Here is a 14,700-nt window from a genome sequence, read left to right as displayed (position 1 = left end):
GGGAGGGTATGCCAGGCACGCCCGCGCCGCGCGTCCGCTCGGACGGTCACTCCTCGGCGAGGACCTCGCGCGCGAAGGCGCGCACCCTCTCCTCCACCTCGGGGGTGGCCAGGACCAGGTGGGCGATCGAGTCGAGGATCGTGACCGGGCGGGACCCGGCCGCCTCCACCGCTGCGTGGAAGCGGTCGGTGACCAGGCCGGCGATGTCCGCGCGGTCGTCGGGGTGCGTCCACGCCAGCGCGACCAGCGCGAACAGGGCCGCCTCGGTCACCCAGTCCTCCGGACCGAAGGCCAGGTCGACCAGCGCCCGGCGCCGGACCGAACCGTGCCACGGCCGGTCCGCCTCGTAGTGCGTCAGTCCCAGACACGCCCAGATCTGTACCAGGCGGATCCAGTCCGGCCAGACCCCGGGCTCGTCCATCGGCGGCTCGGGCGGGTGGACGAGCACCCCCAGGAGATCGGTCAGGCCCAGGCCCGCCAGCCGGACGCCCTCGTCGTAGGCGTGCACGGGGTGCTGCCACGTGCGCAGGGCCAGGTCGCGCATGGTCTCGGCGGCCGACGCGGACGGCGGGGCGACGTTGGGTCGGGGAGCGGTCCCGTCGAAGTCCCAGAGGCGGCGGCGGACCGGCTCCAGCCGATCGCCGCCGAAGACCTCGGGGACGGTGTAGCGCGGGTCGGGCGGCTGGATGTCCCCGACGGTGATATCGGATCCGGGCAGGGCACGGACGAACGCCAGGAGGGCACTGGGGGGCTCGGGGGCGTACAGGGCCACGGTGAGCTCGGGCGTGCCGGTGCCGTCGACGGACTCCAGGCTCTGGTGGAGCATGTTGACGACGGCCTCGGTCGGTCCCACGTATCTGCCGACCCACGGGATGCCGTGGGCCGCACGTGCCAGGGCGCCGGCGGCGTGCGCGTTGTCCGGGCGGGCGCGCAGGTGGTCGGCGAGCGCGACGAGGTGGGCGAGGTCGCCGTCCCGCCCGAACCGCAGCACGCACGCGGTGGGGAAGGCGCTGGGGTGGTCCGGCTCCTTGCGCAGGGCGGCCTCGACCCAGGCGAGCCCGTCCTCCGGACGCCCGGCCTCGGCCAGCATCTCGGCCATGTCGGTGTGGACGGCGAGGTTGTCGGGTTCGAGGTCCAACGCCTGGCGCCACGCCTGCTCGGCCTGCGCCCAGCGGCCCTGGGCGCGGTAGGCGGTGCCCAGCGCGACGGCGGCGAACGCGGACGGCTCGATCCGTGCCGACCGCAGCGCCAGTTCCACCGCGGCGTCCGTGTCGCCGAGGCGGCGCACCAGGATCGACGCGCTCCACAGCAGCATGGCGTGGCCGGGGTGCGCGGCGATGGCCGAGCGCACCAGCGAGAGGAACGGCGCGAACGCCGCGCGCTCCGCCTCCGGGACGGGATCGCCCGCGACGCCGAGGAGTCGGCCGATCGCGTCGCACACCGCCTCCGGGGGAAGCGCCGCGCCCAGGCCGGGGTCGTACATCCAGGGCACGTCGGCCCAGGCGTGCCCGGGACTGTGGCACTGCGCCGAGACCAGGAGCCGGACCGCCTCGGCACGGTCGCCGAGCGAGGCCAGCACGTGTCCGCGGCAGACGACGGTGCCCAGGTACACCCGTTCGTCCATGGGGAACAGGTCGGCGCCGCCCTGGGGGTGCCGCGCCAGGTGCGCCAACAGCTCGTGGATCTCGGGCAGGGCGGGGGCGAAGGTGATGGCCGTGGCCACGTGGTCGGCGGCGTGGCGCAGGTCGCCGCCGTCCAGCGCGAGCCGGGCCATGCTCAGCTCGCCCTCGGCCTCCAACCGCGGATCGGCGGTGCCCTCGTGTGCCTCGGTCATGGTTCTCCGTCTGCCTGGGTTGCGCGTCGTGGGGTTGACGCACGAGAACCCTCCCAGGTTCCGGCCGCCCCGCCACGGGCGGGACGGTTGATACGGGCACGACCTGGGGCGTGTGCGGTGGGTGCGCCGCCCCGCACGGGCGGGACGGCGGATGTACGGGCGGCCCTAGGCCAGTGCGGCGTCCACCTGCTCGGTGAGGTCGTCGGTGAGCATCTCCACGTAGGTGCTGGTGATGTGGTGGGAGTCGCGGTAGACGACCACGTTCCCGATCGCCGCGGGGCAGGTGCCGTCGACGCAGAACCGGTCGCTCAGGTCCACCAGCGTCACCCCGTCCCCGGTGTCCGCCGCCGCCTGCTCCTGGGGGTCGTCGCGGGTGAACGCCTCGTCCTCGGGCAGTTCGCACGCGGATGGGTCGTCGCCGTGCACCTCCAGGCACTCCGTCACGTCGGTACGCGTGCGCGGGGTGTCGCGCACCGCCACCAGGTGGTCGCTCACCTCCAGCACATCGGCCCACAGCGTGCTCATTCCGTCGGCGATCACCTGGCCGTCCTCCTCCGCGGACACGCTCTCCACCGGGCCGTTCATCACCGACGAGCTGGTCACGACCAGGTCCGGCCGCAGTGCGCCGAGTTCGTCCACGACCCCGCGGTTCCACTGCCGGCACTCCGTGTACGCGCCGCCGTCGGGCCGCCGGATCAGGGTGTCCGTGAACGCGCACGAGGACTTCGTGAACACCGCCACGCGCCAGCCGCGTTCGTCCGCCAGCCGTGCGAGCGCCGGGAACCACTGGGCGCTGTGCGAGTCGCCCAGCAGGGCGACGGTCTGTTCGGCGTCCTCGGGGCCGTACACGCAGGGGTCGGAGGGGTCGCTGTCGTCGTGGGAGGCGTGGCAGTCGTCGTCGTACAGGACGGGGATGTCGTCCTCCGCCGTGACCGGCGGCGGGTACAGGGCGGCGGGGGCGGGGGCCGACGCGAGGTCCAGGGCCGCGGGCCCCGTGTGCACGGCCGGGTCGAAGGCGACCGTCGCCTCCCGCTCCACGCGCAGCAGCGAGGCCCCGCCCACCGCGGAGGCGGCCAGCACGCTCGCCGCGACCACGACGGCCGCGTGGCGCACGTTCGGCACCAGCCTGCGGTCGCGGACCGGATCCTCCACCCAGACCTTCGTCGCCCACGCGAGCAGCAGGGACGCCGCGGCCGCCGCCACGATCCCCACGGCGCTCAACTGCTCCTGGCCGGTCACGGCCAACAGCAGGATGATGACCGGCCAGTGCCACAGGTACAGCGAGTAGGAGACGTCACCGACCCAGCGGGCCGGGGCCGAGCGCAGCGGCGCCGAGGCGGGAACGCGGCCGGCGGCGATCACGGCGACGGCGCCCAGCACCGGCAGCAGGGCCGCCCACCCGGGGAAGGCCGTGCCGTCGTCGTAGAGCACCGCTGCGGCCAGGATCGCGACCGGACCCGCGTAACCCAGCGGCCGACGGAGCAGCTCGGGCAGCTCGCGATCGGCCATGGCGACCGCGAGCAGGCCGCCGGCCGCCAGCTCCCAGGCCCGCGTGGTCGGCAGGAAGTAGGCGCCGGCGTCACCGCCGCCGGTCAGCAGGACCGAGCAGACCAGCGACGCCGCGAACACCGTCCCCAGGATCGCCGTCAGCGCTCCGGTGCTCCGCCGCCACCGCCACGTGAGGGCCCACACGACGAACAGGAGCGGCCACACCAGGTAGAACTGCTCCTCGACCGACAGCGACCAGAAGTGCTGCACCGGGCTGGGCGGCACCTCCGCGGCCAGGTAGTCCACCGCCTGCCGCGCCAGGTACAGGTTCTCGACGTAGACGGCCGAGGACACCAGCTGCCAGGCGGTGTCGGTCAGCCGGGACCCGGGCAGCACCGCGAACGCCACCGCGCCGGTGACCACCAGCACCACGGTGGAGGCGGGCAGCAGGCGTCGGACCCGGCGCACGTAGAAGCCGCTGATCGAGACCCGTCCGTGCGCGGTGACCTCGCGGTGGAGCAGCGACGTGATGAGGAAGCCGGAGATCACGAAGAACACGTCGACCCCGACGTAGCCGCCCGGGAGCAGGGACGGATTCAGGTGGTAGACGAGCACGATCAGGACGGCGACGGCGCGCAGTCCCTGGACCTCGGGACGGAAGCGGCGTTCGGTCCTGGCTGGGGCGGCAAACATGCGGTGGACTCCGGAGCGGATTCGGCGTCGGGAAGGGCCGCGGGGGAGTCGGCCACGGAAGCGATGAACTGATCCTGTTATGTTCGGACGATCGACGGCGACGGCCAAGGCGACTCGGCGGGCGGAGTTCGCCGACTCTGATCCCACCGGTCACGATTCGTTGGCCAGGAGTTCGCCCACCCGCCTCTCGCTTCCGACCGTGGAGGGCGCTACACGGGGACGGGGTCCCGCACCCCCGGCCGAGAGCCGCCGGATCGAGCCCATCCCGGCGCATCGGTCCCCGGCGGACCGGCCCGGACTGGGCGGTTCGTGGCGCACGCACTCGGGAACTCGGGCACACTGTCGGTACGGACACACCCGGTCGGCAGCGCCGTGTTCCCCGCACGGCCGTGTGCGCGACCCCCTCCAGCGTGTCCGCTCACCCGCTGTGCCCGGTCCCCGCCGGCCGTGCCGCGAGAGGAGGCCCCCGTCACTCCCTTCACCCCCGTCCCTCCCGCCGCCAGGGCGCGCTTCGTCGCCGCGGGCGCCGTGGTGGTGCTCGTACCCTTGGCCCTGTACCCGCTCATCGGTCGATGGACTCTCCTGTGGGCCCCGATCGTGCTGCTGGCCGTGGCCGCCGTCCTCCTGCGAGCGAGCGCGCACGCCCAGGCCAGAGCGCGGTCCCGGACGTCCGGCACGCACGGACGGGAACAGGGGTCCGAACCGGACGGGGCCGCTGACCCGGTCGGCCCGCCCGGTTCGGCGGAGCGCCCCGCCGTTCCTGCCGGTGCCGGCCGACGGATCCGGCCGGTGGCGCTGCCCAGTGCCGTGGAGGACTACGACCTGGTCTTCGCCGCGGTCGTGCACTGGCGCTGGAACGGGCATGTCGATCTGAGCCTGCGCAACCCCGTCGCCCCGGCCGTGTACGCGGTGGTGACCCGCGCCGCCGAGCTGGTGCGCGGCACCGAACCGGGCGACCACGGGCCGGCCGAGTACGACCTGGCGGCCCGGCTGGCCGTGGAGACGGCGGTCACGGGCGCGGGGATCGTGGTGTGGGCCGAGGAGGTGGAGCTGCGGCTGCCGGAGGAGGACGCCGAGCGGCTGCGCTCGCTGGCGGGGCTGCGCAAGGACCGTGAGGTGCGGGACGCGGTACGGGCGATCGAGGCCGAGCGGTTCGCGACGGCGCCGCGGGAGGCCGGGCCGGGGCGTGGCGCGGACCCGTCGGAGGGCGGTTTCCACGGCGGGGCGGTGCGGCGGGATCCGCACGGTGTCGGGGACCGGCTCGTGGCGCGGGAGCCGCACGGGGAGGACGGCCTGGACGACCTCGATGACCTGGACGAGTTGGACGACCTCGCGGAGCTGGAGGGCCCGGGTCCGGGGAACGACGTCGACGGCGAGGGCTTCGAGAGTTACTGGTGGCCCGCCGAGACACCGGGCCACGACGCCGCAGAACGGGACGTGCAGGTCGCGATCATCCGCGGCCTCATCGACTCGGTCGCGGAGGGGGCCGAACGGTTGGAGTTCGCGCGGGCCCAGCTCGACGTCCTGGAGCAGGGAGGGTTCGGTGAGGTCGCGCGCCGTATCCGTGAGGTCGTCCCCGAACTCTCCGACGAGCCTCCCGCCGGAACCGGCCCCTGACCGCACACCGAACCGCGCGACCGGCCGGGTCGCGGTCGGGGCGGCCCTGACGTCGTACCGGCCCCGGGCCGGACCTACGGGTGTTCCGCTCGTCGTCCGCCACGGGGTTCGGGCGGCAGATGCCCCCGGTCCGCGCTCAGGGAGGCGTCCGATCCGTGCGCCGTGACCGTGCGGAGCATGTCCCGGATCTCCTGGAGCAGGGACGGCGGCACCGCACCGAGCCGCACACCCTCCTCCGCGAGCCGGACGGCCTCGGTGAGCGTGCGCCACGCCCGCAGCAGGTCGCGGTGGGTCAGGACGCCCGCCAGCACCTTCATCGCCCGCAGCTGACCAGACCGGTGGCGCAGGCCCCGGTAGCCCTCCACCGCGGTCCCGGCCAGCTCCTCGGCCTCGGCCAGGCGGTCGGCCTGGTGCAGGGACTCCGCCGCCATCCGCAGGGCGCGGGCGTGCCACCACTTGTCGCCCAGGGCCCGAAAGCCCTCGGCGGCCCGGAGCATGTCCTCCTTGCCGCGCGTCCGGTCCTGGGCCATCCGTACCTGGCCGAGCACCAGGCACGTGCGCCAGCGGCCCCAGTCGTCGCCGATGTCGGTGAAGTCGTCCTCGGCCCGCCGCAGACGGGCGATCTGGTCCGAGACCTGCCACGTGTCGCGCAGCCGCGCGCGGCGGCGCAGGAGACCGCGTGCGGGAGCCACGTCGGCGAAGCGCGCGGCGTACTCCCGGCCGCCGTCGGCGAAGAGCCCGGCCACCCTGGCCGACTGCTCCTCGGGCCACCGCGGGTTCCGCGCCGTCAGGCGGCGCCGCTCGCGCTCGTGGGCGGGGGAGTACAGCAGCTCGCAGTCACGGGCCTCCTGGTTGAGCTGGTTGGTCGGCAGCTGCCCCAGACTGCGCAGGTAGCGGGCGTGCAGCCAGGTGCCGCGCGCGTCGCCGGTGAGTCGGTCGCGCTCGTCGTCCAGCACGAACCAGGCGTGCAGCGCGTACCCGAGCAGCCGCAGTACCTCGCCCTTCTGGAGCTGGACCCGCGCCCAGAGCTCCACCCCGTCCTGGGAGCCGACGAGCAGTTCCTCGGCGCGGCGGATCAGTGTGTAGGCCCGGTCCTGGTGCCCCTGGAAGCGGTCGACCTCGGCCAGGTTGCACAGCGAGCGCACCTGCCACCAGCGGTCGCCGTGGTCGGAGAAGATCCGCACGGCGGCCTCGATCTCGGCCCGGCCGTCGTCCAGGTCGCCGCGGCGGTACAGGTTCACCCCGATGACCTTGTGCGCCCTGGCCCGCCAGCGCGGATCCACCGACGGCAGCTGGTCCAGGACGTACAGGGCGGTCAGGGCGCGCTCGTAGCCGGTGTCGTGGTCGCCGTGGCCGCTGGCGACCTCCGCCCGGTCCAGGAGCGAGACGCCGTAGGCGAACGGGTCGCCCAGCTCCAGGGCGAGCGCGGTGGCCCGCTGGGTGGCCTCGCGCATCGCGCCCCAGTGGGTGCGCGCCGCCCGGCACAGGACGGAGAAGGCCCGCCGCAGCCGCCACCCGTCCTCGGCGCGGTCGCCCAGGTCGGTCCACTGGAAGCAGATCTCGAACCCCTGGCGCTCGGTCTCCAGCCAGGCGGCGGGATCGGCGGGCGCGGTCCGCCCGCCGGCCACGCCGGGGCCGTCGGGGGTGTCGGGGGTGTTCGGCCCGTGAGTGTTCGGTCCGGGGGCGGCCGGGGCGGAGGTGTCCGGTCCGAGCGCGGAGACGGAGGGGGCCGGAGCCGCGCCGCCTCCGCCGCCTCCGCCGCGCCCACCGCGTCCCTTGCGCCCGGCGGACCCCGGATGGGCGGGGAGGGAGGCACCGAAGCTCCACTCGTGGGGCGCGGCCCGGCGCGCCGCCGCCTCCGCGATCTCGACGAACGCCTTCAACAGGCGGTCCACCGCGGGTACCAGCGCCTCCTGGGACCAGTCCGGCCGTTCCGCCTCCGGGACCCCGAGCAGGTGCGGCCCCACCGACAGCAGGGTGTCGCGCACGTGGTCGTGCAGCTGGTAGCGGTCGAAGCCGCCCGCCTCGTAGAGGAAGGTCACCAGGTAGCGGTGGCTCATCCGGACCAGCAGCGGCTTGGCCTCGTCCTCGGTCACGCCCAACAGGGCGGCCGCGGACCAGGCGGTGAAGGTCGTCAGCCCGGCACCGGCCAGTCGGTGCAGGAGCAGCCGCTCCCTGGGCTCGCACTGCCCCAGCCCGAACGCGAACGACTGGGCGATGGCCTGGAGACCCGGCACCGTCCAGCGGAGGATGGGGTCGTGCATGTGGCGGAGGAGGTCGGTGGGGCCGGGCCCGCGCCCCATCGAGATCCGTCGGCCCATGAGGCAGATCGCCAGGGGGAACCCGTGGCAGGCGGCGACGATGTCGGGGAGGACGGCCCGCTCGTCCGGGGTGAGCGGGTGCGGGGCCTCGTCCACGAACCGCTCCAGCAGCCGCAGGCCCGTCTCGGCCGACAGCGGGTCCAGGTGGCGGCGCACCACGTGCGGGGAGGCGTCGCGGAAGTCGTCGCGGCTGGTGATCAGGACCGCGCACCGGTCACCGTAGGGCAGGAGCGGTTCCACCTGGGCGAAGTCCTCGGCGTTGTCCAGGACCAGGAGCAGTCGGCGGTGTTCGGTCGCGGTCCGCCAGAGCACGCTCAGCTCGTCGAGGGAGGTGTCCTCCGGGGGCGTGGCGCCGATCTCGGCGAGCATCTGCACGAGGACGTCCTCGGGCCGCCGGGGCTCGCGGCGCACCGGGCCGATCGCGTCGGGTCCCTCGGCGTCGTCGCGGCGGTCGGCTCCGCCGCCGGTCAGCCACGCGCGCAGGAGCCGTCGGCCCGTGTCGCGGGCGGATCCGCGGACGGAGCCCCGCGCACGCCCGCCGCCGGTGCCGTCGTGCACCGGGTCGCCGTAGAGCTGGAACTCCAGCTTGCCGTCGGGGAAGCGGTCCGCCACGTGGTGCACGAGCTGTGCGACCAGCTGGCTCTTGCCGGTACCGCCCTCTCCGGTGACAGCGATGGCCAGCGGACCCCGCGAGCGCCGCAGCCGGGCCGCCCACGCCGGCCTGCTGACCAGGCGGCGGGGTCCGCGGCGCGGGAAGCGGTCGAACGCGCGCAACAGCTCCGCCATGAGGTCGGCGTGGCCGGTGAAGTAGTCACTGGGCGGGGGCAGCCGCCTGCGCAGAGCGGGCTCCTCCTCGGGCGCGCGGGCGCCCTCGGAGGGGTTCTCCAGGAGCCATCCGGCGACGGCGACCATCCCGGCGCCGAGGGCGCTCAGACCCAGGACCAGGAAACCGCTGTTGTCGGGCAGGAGGTCGGGTATCCCCTGCAGGGCCGTACCCGCGCCGAGGACCAGGAGTCCGACGGCGAGCCCGATCCGGCTCGGGCGCAGCGGGCGGGAGGCAGGGGGCTCGGCTTCGGCCCGGGTGAGGGGGAGCCTGTTCACGCCCGTCCCTTCTCGGAGGCGTCGTACATCCACGTTTGTCGGACTTCGGCACTCGGGTCCATGAGCCTCCGATCCTTGCGCCGCAGGGCCTGTGGTGTCCAGTCGGCCACCGCGGGCCCCGGGCCCGTTCACCCTCCCGTCGCCGTGAGGGCGCCGGGGATTGGCCCGGGCGGCGCGCGGCGGGCTGAGAGGGAAGAGGGCTCTGGGGGCGCTGGGGTCCGGGTGGTGTGACTGGATGCACTGAGTGCGTCGTTGCACTGAGTGCACCGACCTCTCTAGCCTGGTGACATGGCAGACCACCAGCGCCCGCCCGCCCCAGACCGTCGGGAAGCCCTCAAGGCGAAGCACCGACGGGCCATCGTCGCCGCGGCGGCGGAGCTGATGACCGAGATCGGCGGCACGGACTTCACCGTCGACCAGCTCGCGGTGCGGGCCGACGTCTCACGTCGGACGGTGTTCAACCACTTCACGACGGTGGACGACATCACCGTCGAGGTCTTCCACGAGATGCTCGGCGCGGTCCTCGACAACGTCGACGCCAACTTCGCGGCGTCCGCGGCCGAGCACCCCGACGACACCTCGATGTTCGACCAGCTGGCCGGCGCTCTGCGGGCCACCGACCTGGTCACCACCATCACCGAGCTCACGCGGATCTTCGGGCCGGACGACGGGCGGCGCAGCGCCCGCCAGGCGGTGCTCTTCGAGCGCGCGGTCAGCGACCTCGGCATCCGGATCGCCGCCATCACCCTGCGCCACCATCCGGAGGCCGACCCGCTGGAGGTCGACCTGATGTGCGGCGCGCTGGTGGGGGGAGCCCTCGTGGTGGTCCGCCACTGGGAGCAGAACACCGGAGGAGTCGACTCCGCCGAGTCCCGCCGTGTCTGGGACGAGCTCCTGGAACGCATGATCTCCGTCAACCGCGCCGGGTTCGGGGCCCTGACCCCCCGCACCGGCGCCTCCTGAGCACACCGCTCACCCCACTCACACCGTTTGCAGGGAACCATGGCTGAACTTCTCTACCGGCTCGGGCGTGCGTCGGCCAGACGCGCCCGCACCGTCATCGCGATCTGGCTGGCACTGCTGGTGTCGGCGGGGACCGCCTACGCCCTCTTCTCCGGTGAGCTGGAGGACAGCTTCTCCATCCCGGGCACTCCCACCGACGAGGTGAACCAGAGCCTCAAGGCCGAGTTCCCCGAGATGAGCGGCGGCAGGGGCACCATCGTCTACCAGAGCGAGGACGGCTCCGCCCTCACCGAGGAACAGCGGACGGAGATCAGCGAACGGGTCGACACCGCGGCCGAGGTCTCCGGGGTCGAGGACGTCATCGACCCGTTCGCGACCGAGGAGGAGCGCGCCGAGCAGGCGGACCTGCTCGAGGAGGGGCGCGAGGAGAGCGAGGCCGGGCGCGTCGAACTCGAGGAGGGCCAGGAACAGCTCGACGAGGCCCGGGCCCAGGCGGAGGCCGCCGGGCCGCTCGACGAGCAGACCGAGGCCGCCTTCGACGCCCAGCAGGCCGAGCTCGACGCCGGAGTTGCGGAGCTGGAGGCCGGGGCCGAAGAGCTCGACCGGGGCGAGGCGATGATGGACATGGCCTCCGAGATCCGCACGGTCTCGGAGGACGGCAGTACGGCCCTGGTCAACGTGGCCTTCACGGAGAGCCAGGAGGAGGTCTCCCAGGAGACCAAGGACGCCGTGATCGAGGTGTTCGAGGACGACCCGGTGGCCGGGGCGACCGTCGACTTCGGTGACGACATCGCGATGGAGCTTCCCAGCCTCGTCAGCCCGGCCGAGGCCGTCGGCGTCGTTGTGGCGGGCGTGGTCCTGGTGATCATGCTCGGCACCCTGATCGGAGCCGGACTCCCGCTCGTGACCGCCCTCGTCGGTGTCGCCGTCGCCACACTGGCCGCGATGTCGCTGTCCAGCGTGATCGAGATCGCCAACGTGACGCCGATCCTGGGCCTGATGCTCGGCCTGGCGGTCGGGATCGACTACGCGCTGTTCATCGTCAACCGGCACCGCCGCCAGCTCAAGCAGGGGCTCGGGGTGCACGAGTCCATCGGGCTGGCCAACGGCACGGCGGGCAACGCCGTGGTCTTCGCCGGTACGACCGTCCTCGTCGCCCTGCTCGGCCTGAACCTGACCGGCATCGGCTTCCTCGGGCTCATGGGCACCGTGGGAGCGATCGCCATCACCGTGGCGGTGTCGGTCGCGGTGACTCTGGTCCCGGCGCTCCTGTCGCTGGTGGACGGGCGCATCCTCTCGTCCCGCGAACGCATCGCCCGTCTCGCCGCCGGAACGGAGCGATCCGAGAGCGGCCGGTCCGAGAGCGGCCGGTCCGAGAACGGGCAGGCCGACGCCGGTGACCGGCCGATGTCGAACGCCGGGGCCCTCGGCCGTGCCGCGCTGGCCGTGGTGGCGCTCGGCGTCATCGCCGTGCCCGCCCTGGACCTGCGGGTGGGCATGCCCGACGGCTCCTCCCAGCCCGCCGAGTCCACTCAATACCAGGCCTACACCGCCATCGCGGAGAAGTTCGGAGACGGCCAGAACGGCCCGCTCCTGGTCGCCGCCACCCTGCCCGGAGGTCCCAGCGACGAGGCGGCCGAGGCCAACGCGGAGCAGTACCGGTACGAGATCGCCGAAGCGATCTACGCCGAGGACGACGTCGCCGCGGTGGCTCCGATCGGGGTCTCCGACGACCACACCCTGGCCGTCTTCCAGGTCGTGCCGGTGGACGGGCCGGCCAGCGAGTCCACCGAGGCACTGGTGCACACCCTGCGTGAGATGGAGCCCATCCACGGAACCGGCACGCTCGGTGTGGCGGGCATGACCAGCGCCAACATCGACATCTCCGAGACGCTCAGCGAGGCCCTGCCGACCTACCTCGCGGTGGTCGTGGGGATGTCGCTGGTCATCCTGCTGCTGGTGTTCCGGTCGGTGTTCGTACCGGTCGTGGCCACACTCGGGTTCATCCTGTCCTACTTCGCCGCGCTCGGCGGAGTGGTCGCCGTCTACCAGTGGGGCTGGCTGGGCGGGCTCATCGGCCTGCAGAACCCCGGGCCGATCCTGAACTTCCTGCCCACGCTGCTCGTGGGCATCCTGTTCGGCCTGGCGATGGACTACATGCTGTTCATCGGCACGGGGATGCGCGAGGCCTACACGCACGGCAGCCCGTCCAGGCTCGCGGTCGTGCAGGGCTTCAGGGCCGGCCGTGCGGTCGTCACGGCCGCGGCGATCATCATGATCTCCGTGTTCGGCGGATTCATCTTCTCCGAGACGATGATGATCAGCTCGATGGGCTTCGCGCTCGCCTTCGGTGTCCTCATCGACGCGTTCGTGGTCCGCATGCTGCTCATCCCCGCGGTGATGCACCTGGCGGGGGACGCGGCCTGGTGGCTGCCCCGGTGGCTGGACCGGATCATGCCCGACATCGACGTCGAGGGGGCATCGCTGGAGCGCAGCCACGCGGCGCAGCCGACCGGAGACGGCGAGGGCGCCGGCGCCGGCGACACGGCAGCCTCGGGTGAGGCGGACGCCGGACCGGCGGGCGCCGACCAGCCGGAGGTCGGTTCCGGGCGGCGCTGACCGGCCGCGGGGCGCCATGCGAGGACAGGGCCCGTCGGGGGCGTTCCGGCCGAGTGCCGGAGCGCCCGGCGGGCCTTCGCCGTTCGGGGCATCGGGTAGTTCAGGACTGATGGCCTACAGCATCGGCCTCGATCAGATCTCCCGCTCCTCCCCGGCCCCGTCAGGGTCGGTCCCCGCGGGACGGCCGCCCCGGTGGAGGGGGCGGGAGGGGAGCTCTCAGGTCACCCCAGGGCGGCGAACATCATGAGGTTCGCCGCGACATAGACGACGATCGAGACGCCCAGACCGGAGAGCATCACCCAGAGCGTGGGCTTCCTCCTGATCAGGCGCACGATGGCCCAGACCGACGCGACCAGCCAGATCACCCACGGCGCGAAGATCATCATGGGGATGGCGAGGTCGACGGCGGTGCCGCAGTCGGTTCCGCACTCCGCGGTCCCCAGGATGGAGAAGACGCCCCAGAAACTCGTCGCCATGAGGATGAACGGTGTCACGCACATGAGGACGATGGAGATCGCCTTGTCTCCGGCGGACACGGGCGGACGCTGCGGTGCGTGGCCCCATGAAGGGCCGGGACGCGGCGTGTTGGGGGGTCCCATAGGGGGTTGTTGGGCCATGCGCGTCATTCTGTCACGCCAGGGGCGGCGGCCAGGGGCGGCGGCCAGGGGCGGCGGCCAGGGCCGACGGCTCCGTTCCGCCACTGGGCCTCTGGTTGTGCACCGTCGGGGAGATCGGAGGCGGGGCGTCGGGTCCGTGCTCGGGTCATGTGGAGGAGGTGGACGGGGGATCGACCGGTTTGTTGGGGATCATCATGATGAGCGAGTCGACCGATGACCGGCCCAGGAGGCGCGTGGCCTCGGTGAGCAGTTCCTGAATCCGGGTTCGGTGACGGACGGCCCCAGGATCATCGGTCGACAGGTAGGGCCTGAGCCGGGTGGCGAAGTGCTTCGCCGAAGCGCGGTCGCGTTTGTCCAGGGAGTTGCGCAAGCCGGCCATCATCTGCTCCACGAGCGGGGGAGCGTGTACGGACGGGTGTGGTTTCCGGGCAGGGGCGGCCTTGCGCTGTGTTCGCGGATCTCTGGGAGGTGTGCGAAGTCCCGGACCGGCGAATCCCTCCGGGCCGAGGGAGAAATCCGACAGTGGATACCACTCCGGGAGGCGGTTGGAGGGGACCACCCCGATATCCATGACCCGGTCCAAGCCCTCCGTCCGCATGCGGAAGCGCAGCGCGTGCCCGTGCTCGCCGATGAATCTGCGGACCAGGGGCGGATTGTCCTTCGCCAGCCACGTCGACGGCGAGGTCTCCGAATCGTCGAGGAGACGCTCGAGCCCAGCCCCGAGGTGGCTGGTGAACTCGAAGGTGATGGCCGGATACTCGTCCGTGGCGGGGAGCGTGACCCTGTGGCAGGCCCCGCCCCTTTGGAAGTCGCCGTCGAACCGGAGCCGACGCTGGGAGAGCCCCTGGGCGCGGAGCCATCGGTTGACCTGTTTCCCCGCATAGAGGTGGTCGGCGCTGTCGATACCTCCGTACCGCCGAGTGCACTCGTTGGTGCTGGAGTGATGGGCGAAGTGTGCCACCCGGTCACGGTAGATCCGCACGGCGAGGCGGCCTCCGCAACCGCCGAGCCATCTCCCGCACCAGAACTCCGTCGAAGGATGACGGGCCCTGAACTGCGTTGCCTCCGTCCGCCACATGGGCAGGAACACCGGTCATGGCCGTGAGGGCCACCCACGGTCGCCGTCTGTACGAGCCGGTGGTCTATAGGCATAGGGAAGTCGTAGCAGTGCGACGGCCATGGAAACAGGGCCCCGCAGACCTGTGACCGCACCTGGCCAATCAGGAGACGAGCAGCGACGCCGAGCCCGCTGGGAGAGGCCCATGCGGGCCTCGACGGCCGATGGCCTCGCCCCGTGCACTCGCTGGTGCACCCCCGGCAACGCGAAAGGCCCTGACCTTGCGACGTTGTCGCTGGTCAGGGCCTTTCGGTTCTGGGGTGAGTGACGGGACTTGAACTGTGGCTGGGGGGTGTCCTGACCTGCGAAAACACGAGAATCCGCAGGTAG

Annotated in this window: 8 protein-coding genes; 3 read left to right on the top strand and 5 right to left on the bottom strand. The window is 72.9% G+C overall.

The window, feature by feature from the left end:
- Positions 1–46: 46 nt before the first annotated feature.
- Both HNR10_RS07750 and HNR10_RS07745 read right to left on the bottom strand, forming a co-directional pair.
- The gene (locus HNR10_RS07750) at positions 47–1,834 is read right to left on the bottom strand and encodes a tetratricopeptide repeat protein (protein WP_179822023.1); all 1,788 of its coding nucleotides are present in this window, start codon (positions 1,832–1,834) and stop codon (positions 47–49) included.
- A gap of 165 nt (positions 1,835–1,999) precedes the next feature.
- Positions 2,000–4,015 carry an acyltransferase family protein gene (locus tag HNR10_RS07745; RefSeq protein ID WP_179822021.1) on the bottom strand — a complete coding sequence of 672 codons (2,016 nt, stop codon included), beginning with the start codon at positions 4,013–4,015 and terminating at the stop codon, positions 2,000–2,002.
- A 447-nt stretch (positions 4,016–4,462) separates the two neighbouring features.
- Between HNR10_RS07745 and HNR10_RS07740 the strand changes: the two genes are divergently transcribed.
- Positions 4,463–5,632, top strand: coding sequence for a hypothetical protein (locus HNR10_RS07740; RefSeq protein WP_179822019.1), 1,170 nt, complete (start codon positions 4,463–4,465; stop codon positions 5,630–5,632).
- 74 nt (positions 5,633–5,706) lie between these two features.
- On the opposite strand, the gene HNR10_RS07735 is transcribed toward HNR10_RS07740, so the two are convergent.
- Positions 5,707–9,054, bottom strand: a complete 3,348-nt coding sequence (locus HNR10_RS07735) for an NB-ARC domain-containing protein (protein WP_312889157.1) — start codon at positions 9,052–9,054, stop codon at positions 5,707–5,709.
- Positions 9,055–9,342: 288 nt separating this feature from the next.
- Here HNR10_RS07735 and HNR10_RS07730 point away from each other — a divergent pair, with 288 nt between their 5' ends.
- The gene (locus HNR10_RS07730) at positions 9,343–10,017 is read left to right on the top strand and encodes a TetR/AcrR family transcriptional regulator (RefSeq protein ID WP_179822018.1); all 675 of its coding nucleotides are present in this window, start codon (positions 9,343–9,345) and stop codon (positions 10,015–10,017) included.
- A 39-nt stretch (positions 10,018–10,056) separates the two neighbouring features.
- Positions 10,057–12,636, top strand: coding sequence for an MMPL family transporter (locus HNR10_RS07725; protein ID WP_179822016.1), 2,580 nt, complete (start codon positions 10,057–10,059; stop codon positions 12,634–12,636).
- 221 nt (positions 12,637–12,857) lie between these two features.
- Here HNR10_RS07725 and HNR10_RS07720 read toward each other — a convergent pair whose 3' ends face one another.
- Positions 12,858–13,172 carry a hypothetical protein gene (locus HNR10_RS07720; protein ID WP_312889156.1) on the bottom strand — a complete coding sequence of 105 codons (315 nt, stop codon included), beginning with the start codon at positions 13,170–13,172 and terminating at the stop codon, positions 12,858–12,860.
- Between the two features lie 226 nt (positions 13,173–13,398).
- On the bottom strand, positions 13,399–14,214 hold the full coding sequence (locus tag HNR10_RS07715; protein WP_449409588.1) for a hypothetical protein: 816 nt from the start codon (positions 14,212–14,214) through the stop codon (positions 13,399–13,401).
- Positions 14,215–14,700 lie beyond the last annotated feature (486 nt).

The organism is Nocardiopsis aegyptia (assembly GCF_013410755.1).
Lineage (GTDB): Bacteria > Actinomycetota > Actinomycetes > Streptosporangiales > Streptosporangiaceae > Nocardiopsis > Nocardiopsis aegyptia.
Note: the sequence above shows the minus strand (reverse complement) of the source record. Positions and strands in the feature narration are given on the sequence as shown.